This is a genomic window from Pontibacillus marinus BH030004 = DSM 16465 (assembly GCF_000425225.1).
Lineage (GTDB): Bacteria > Bacillota > Bacilli > Bacillales > BH030062 > Pontibacillus > Pontibacillus marinus.
The window spans coordinates 1-5,505 of sequence record NZ_AULJ01000088.1; the positions used below are offsets into that span (position 1 = coordinate 1).

At 37.4% G+C, this 5,505-nt stretch carries 8 protein-coding genes; all 8 read right to left on the reverse strand.

The genetic code is table 11. From position 1 onward, the window contains the following. Positions 1 to 141 precede the first annotated feature (141 nt). A complete protein-coding gene (locus tag H514_RS0115170; protein ID WP_027447725.1) occupies positions 142 to 444 on the reverse strand; it encodes a hypothetical protein in 303 nt (100 codons plus the stop codon). A 1-nt stretch (position 445) separates the two neighbouring features. Then, positions 446 to 868, reverse strand: coding sequence for an acyl-CoA thioesterase (locus tag H514_RS0115175; protein ID WP_027447726.1), 423 nt, complete (start codon positions 866 to 868; stop codon positions 446 to 448). Beyond that, positions 865 to 3,168 carry an AAA family ATPase gene (locus H514_RS23205; RefSeq protein ID WP_036843870.1) on the reverse strand — a complete coding sequence of 768 codons (2,304 nt, stop codon included), beginning with the start codon at positions 3,166 to 3,168 and terminating at the stop codon, positions 865 to 867. Before H514_RS23205 ends, H514_RS0115175 begins: the two co-directional genes overlap by 4 nt. 110 nt (positions 3,169 to 3,278) lie before the next feature. Continuing rightward, positions 3,279 to 3,527 carry a small acid-soluble spore protein Tlp gene (gene tlp / locus H514_RS0115185; protein ID WP_027447727.1) on the reverse strand — a complete coding sequence of 83 codons (249 nt, stop codon included), beginning with the start codon at positions 3,525 to 3,527 and terminating at the stop codon, positions 3,279 to 3,281. 13 nt (positions 3,528 to 3,540) lie between these two features. Continuing rightward, positions 3,541 to 3,687: a small acid-soluble spore protein N gene (gene sspN, locus H514_RS24405; protein ID WP_081673047.1), complete on the reverse strand. Its 147-nt coding sequence runs from the start codon at positions 3,685 to 3,687 to the stop codon at positions 3,541 to 3,543. An 88-nt stretch (positions 3,688 to 3,775) separates the two neighbouring features. Then, a complete protein-coding gene (locus tag H514_RS24410) occupies positions 3,776 to 3,910 on the reverse strand; it encodes an FbpB family small basic protein (RefSeq protein ID WP_081673048.1) in 135 nt (44 codons plus the stop codon). Between the two features lie 64 nt (positions 3,911 to 3,974). Further along, complete coding sequence (locus H514_RS0115200; RefSeq protein ID WP_027447728.1) at positions 3,975 to 4,568, reverse strand: TlpA family protein disulfide reductase; 594 nt, start codon at positions 4,566 to 4,568, stop codon at positions 3,975 to 3,977. Next, positions 4,561 to 5,226 carry a hypothetical protein gene (locus H514_RS0115205; protein WP_027447729.1) on the reverse strand — a complete coding sequence of 222 codons (666 nt, stop codon included), beginning with the start codon at positions 5,224 to 5,226 and terminating at the stop codon, positions 4,561 to 4,563. The genes H514_RS0115200 and H514_RS0115205 overlap by 8 nt, the downstream gene beginning before the upstream one ends. Between the last annotated feature and the right edge of the window lie 279 nt (positions 5,227 to 5,505).

Consider the following 5,505-nt stretch of genomic DNA (forward strand, 5'->3'; position numbering starts at 1 on the left):
TTCTTCCACAACAGGCTTGCCGTTTCACTGACCGGAACAAATCACACAACAGCAACGGACTCCTCTCAGTTTCAAGTCTTCAACATAACTGCCATTTAACGGAATAAGATACTTTAAACCCGCTCATTAAAATGAGCGGGCTTAATTAAGGTCGAATTTTGTTAGTTGTTCTGTTTTTCCTTCTGCTTTTAAGATCGTCCGCTGCCTTTCTCCTAGTAAATCAAAATGAGGATATTCCGGGTCCTGATGAATCCACTCAGGCTTCAAACCATATTGCTTTCCCCATTCAATTAACTTGTCTCGATCGGCGCAGCCGACCTTGGTAACGGTCTTAGCATCTGGAAAACGCTCGTCAATCCAAAAGTGTGTGATAAAAGCAATGTTTCCGTTTTTCACATCACTTTTCCACCTTTTTAATTCCTCACGTTTCAATCCAAAGGCCACACTACTCGTCTCCTTTAGCTTTTAAATATGCCTCATGCCAATCCGGAAAAGCCTTACGAATGGATATAGGCTTGAATGATTCCTTTTTGACACAAACGTGCTTTGTACTTCCAGTTACAGCTGTTTCTCCTTCTGGAGTTAAGATTTCATACCCATAGGTTACTTTCAAACCATCATACTCTTTTAACCAAGTTTTTACCGTTGCCGTTTGGCCGTATCGTAATGGTTTCTTGAATTGTATATCAGCATCGACAAGAGGGGATAATACACCTCTCTCCTCCATTTCATGATAACGAAAACCTAAGTCTTCGATGAATTCAGTTCGTCCAATTTCAAACCACACAAAATAATTTGCATGGTAAACCACTCCCATTTGATCTGTTTCAGCGTATCGCACTTTTACTTCTGATGTTGTAATCATCATATTTCTCTCCCCTTTACAGCATTCCAAGCATTCTGTACATCATCTTTATTTAAGATGTGGAATGCGTCAATTTGGTCAGCCTCATCGATGCGAAGCGCCTGGTATTGAATGGCTTCATCGACGAGGTTTTTGACAAAACGACCGTTGCCTTCTACAGAATGTTGTTTATATTGTTCAGTTAAAAACGAAATAGCTTCATCGTTTAATTCATACTGATATTGTTTGGCCTGATAAAGCGTGATATCCACCAATTCATCTGCTGTGTAATCTGGGAAGTGGAAAAATTTCTTGAATCGCGAAGACAGTCCCGGGTTTGACTGAATCAACGCTTTCATCTCTTGTTTGTACCCTGCCAATATCACAACTAAGTTTTCATTATGCTTGGTCATTTCATCTACTAGTGTATCAATCGCTTCTTTTCCAAAATCGTTAGAACCTGATTTAAATAGAGCATAAGCTTCATCAATAAAGAGAACACCACCAAGGGCTTCACGTATTTTTTTCTTCGTTTTCATAGAAGTTTGCCCTACATAACCAGCAACTAAATCACTACGAGAGGCTACAACAACATGTCCACGCTTTAGTAAACCACAATTTCTAAGGATTTGAGCATAGATGTGAGCTACAGTAGTTTTTCCAGTACCAGGATTTCCTGAAAAAACTGCGTGAAGTTGAATAGGAACAGAAGGTAAACCTTCTTCCTTTCTTCTTTGCTGCAAGCGTACAAAAGAAGAAAGTTTTTTGACTTCATCCTTCACGGGCTGCAATCCAATTAAACGTTCTAGTTTATGAATAGGGGACTCTTCTTGTTTCTCCTGATCAAATAAAGGATCAAAATCATCCCCTTCAATACGCATGAAATCCAATAATCCTGTTTCAGTGGGATCCCCTGATTCAGTTGCCCCTTTTTGAAAAATTGTTTGTAAGATAATGTTTCTTACCGTTCGGGCATTACCAAACGTATCATCTACTTGCTGTTTTTCGATAGCTGTTTCAAGGTTTGTAAGGCTTTGCTCAGTTAAGAAATAATCATTTTCTAATGCAGTCGTTTCTCCGATATAAACTAATTCATCTAAATTATAATTCGGAAGAGTCATATGATTTTGTTCTGGAAAACGACTTCGAAGTCCAGGGTTGGCCCAAAGAAACTGGCGCATTTCTTCTGGATAACCAGCCAATATAACAGCAAATTTATCTCCATACTCTTTACTCGTCATAGCAGAAACAAGCGTATCAATGGCTGCCTGGCCATAATCATTACCGGACTGTCCTTCTCTTTTTAAGCTATAGGCCTCATCTATAAATAATATACCACCGATCGCTTGTTGGACGTAATTCATCGTGTTTTCTTCCGTTTGTCCAACATAGGATCCCACTAAATGTGATCGATTAACTTCAATAACTTCTTTTGTATCAAGGAGTCCAAGATCATAGTAGATATTTGCTAACAAACGAGCCAATGTTGTTTTACCAGTACCAGGGTTACCCGTAATGATCATATGGAGTTCGGGTTCGTCATTCATATGAAACCCAATGTTTTTTCGTTGCTGTTGATATTTTAAATAGTGATAATACCTATGGATGTATGATTTAATTTCATCTAACCCAACCATATCATCTAATTGGCTTAAAGGGTTTTTTTCAGTTTGATCTTGTAAGCCTTCAGGTAATTCACTTTCCAAGTTATGAGATAGGGAATCAAGCTTACGTAACCATTGATTTATCGTTGTAGCTGAAACATGATTCACACCATTCATTTGGTTTGCTAAAAATGGTTCTAACTCTTTTAGCAATTCATCAAATGCTTCTTGTCCATTTTTTAAGAGAACCTGAATTTGCGAATCACTATTGGAACGGTATAGAGAGTATCCGCCAGTAGACCATTCTTCTTCAAGCTTCTCTACTTTTTCATGGATTAATTGAAGTTTTTTCCGCTTTACGGATTGATGGTCCGTTTCGTGTATAAATAAGTCACGAAAATCTTCATCTTTTAGCAATTTTATATGTTCTTGTACTTCAACAAGCTCAAATAATTGATCAATAATGGCATCGGAAGGATTTACATCTCTAGCCTTTTGAACAAATTCTTTTGCAATCGCATCTTCGTGAAGTGTAGTTCGTTTCATACGATGAAAAGCAATCATTGAATAGATCTTACTTACAGTTTCTTCACTTAAGTTGATTTGATTATTTTCAAAAGCATCTGCATAGCGAAGTGCTACCGTTTCATCTAATGGAGGTTGATGGGATAAATCATTCCAAGCTTGTAAATTGTCTATAGTTTGTTGATCGATATTCATGTCATCATCCTTCCATACATAATCCAATAACCCATTGTATCATAGGTGCTTAAGAAAGTTGATGATTATGCATAAAAGAGCCCTGTCACTAGACAGGGCTCTGAGTCATACTATTTTCTTTGATCTTGCTGATGGCGTGCTTCATCCTTAATTTCGTTACGCATAGCGTTAATGGATTCCTCACGTCTTTTGTTTTTGTCGATAATCTGTTGTTTAGCTTCCCCTTCAGAAAACTGCATTGTATCGTGTGCAGCCTCTAAATTTTGAATGGTGTTTTGAACCATTTCTTGAAGCTTTTCAACGTTATCACTACGATCGTCTGGGTTTGCATATTGTTGGTTTTGTTTACGTTGACTCATGAATGAATTCCTCCTATTTCTTCCCTTTAGTTTTAATGACTTTCGGCTTTACAGGAGAATCCATCTCCATTTTTGAGCCTTTATTTGAATGAATGTTACGTGGCTGTGTGCCTTTATGGTTCGGTACGAATTGTGACGGATCGCGTTTCGGATTGCTCATCACGATGCCCTCCTTTCTCATTTAAGGAGTACATGTTTATTTTGATGCTGAATCGGTTTAAATATACAAAAACAGATAGCCGAGTCGACTATCTGTTTAAGGAATCATTCATACGTTTTTCTATTTTTTCTTCAATTTTACTCATTTGCTTTTTATCTTCGACAATTTGTTTTCGATTCATTTGAATAAGCTCTTCAAATGTTGGTTTGCGCTTACGTACCAAAGGAAATCAGCTCCTTATTCTTTTTGGAATAAGGATTAACGTAATTGTCAGAATATATACATGATTATTTTAATTCGTCCTTTTTCTTTTCCATAAAGGATTTTGTCATTGGACCTACCTTACGAGGAGCTTGAATCAAACCATTAGAGCCAATGAAATAAGTTGTTGGTAATGCTGTAGCACGAAATTGTGTATTAGCTTTAAGCTTTGGGTCTAACAAAATCGTAAATGTGTAGCCATTCTCTTCTACAAATTGTTTTACTTTTTCTACTCCCTTTTCGGTACCAGTCGCATTTATGGCAATAATTTTGACATCATCTCCATACTTTTCGTGAAACTCCTGCATTTCAGGCATTTCAACTCGACAAGGTGGGCACCATGTAGCCCAGAAGTTTAAAAATATTTTTTCACCTTTGAAATCAGATAATTGAACAGTTTCTCCATCCAATGTTTTTAGTTCAACATCTGGCATAGCTTCTCCAACTTTTAAGCCTTCTGGTGCATTTGGAGGTGTCATACCCGTTCCTTCTGAAGAGGATATGTTTTGATTTTCATTGGATGAAGCACTATTGGAATCTTTTTGATTCTCTAATACTGTATAAACAGTTATTCCAAAAAGCACAAGCAGTACGGTAGCTGCTGCAACTCGTTTAAGCATTATTTTCACTTCCTTTGTCTAGACGAAAATCAAGGATCAATAAAAAGAGTCCTATTAGAAAAGCTCCCCAAAGTGTCCAATCATTCATATGTATGCTCCCATTTATGATATCATGTCCAATCCACCCAGCAACAACCCACTGACCAATACGAATTGAACTTTTGTAACTTTTTAGCCTGTTTGAAAAGAAAAAGAATATAGCTAATGTTACAAAATAAAGTCCACCCCCTATTTCTACCCAGTATAGAGAATAGATCCATGTGTACAGTACTTGATATGCTCCATATAAAACTAAACCTGAAAATATAAACGTATTTTGAATACACTCAGATGGAATGCTTTGTTTGGTAAGAGCTTTTTTATAAAGAATAAACGCAACAACCACTCCTACAATCCACCCTACAGCTCCTCCATCAAAATAAATCAGGCGCAGCGGATCTTGGATACCCTCAATAGGATGAGTCAGTATGTAACTGAACTTCCAAATAATAATGATCATGAGAACGGATTGAACCCATTCATTTAAAATCATTTTCTTATGATTTATTTTGTAATGGGTTAAGAGGCTGTATGTCATTAGAACGGACAAGATAAGACTAATGGATAGGATGATGTATGAACCTTGAATGAGAAAAGGCCCCAAATTAAAATCAAGCATAAACTTTTCTCCTATGACTGTAAGATATGGTCTAATAGTACTTTGATCAAACCTATGTTGTAAAGTCAATTGCTCTTATTGTTGGATAATAGTCACATATGAATAAATGTTGTTCAACTAAAGCCCCCGTTTGTGGAAGATTTGGATTCGAGATAAAGTGCGTATGGTTCCGTTGCTTTTGTGGAGAGCGGCGGGCTGTGGAACGGGTTGCTTTCCCCGGACGAACTATCGAGCCTCCTCATTCGCTAAAGCTCCTTGCGGGGTCTCGCTAGCCCGTTT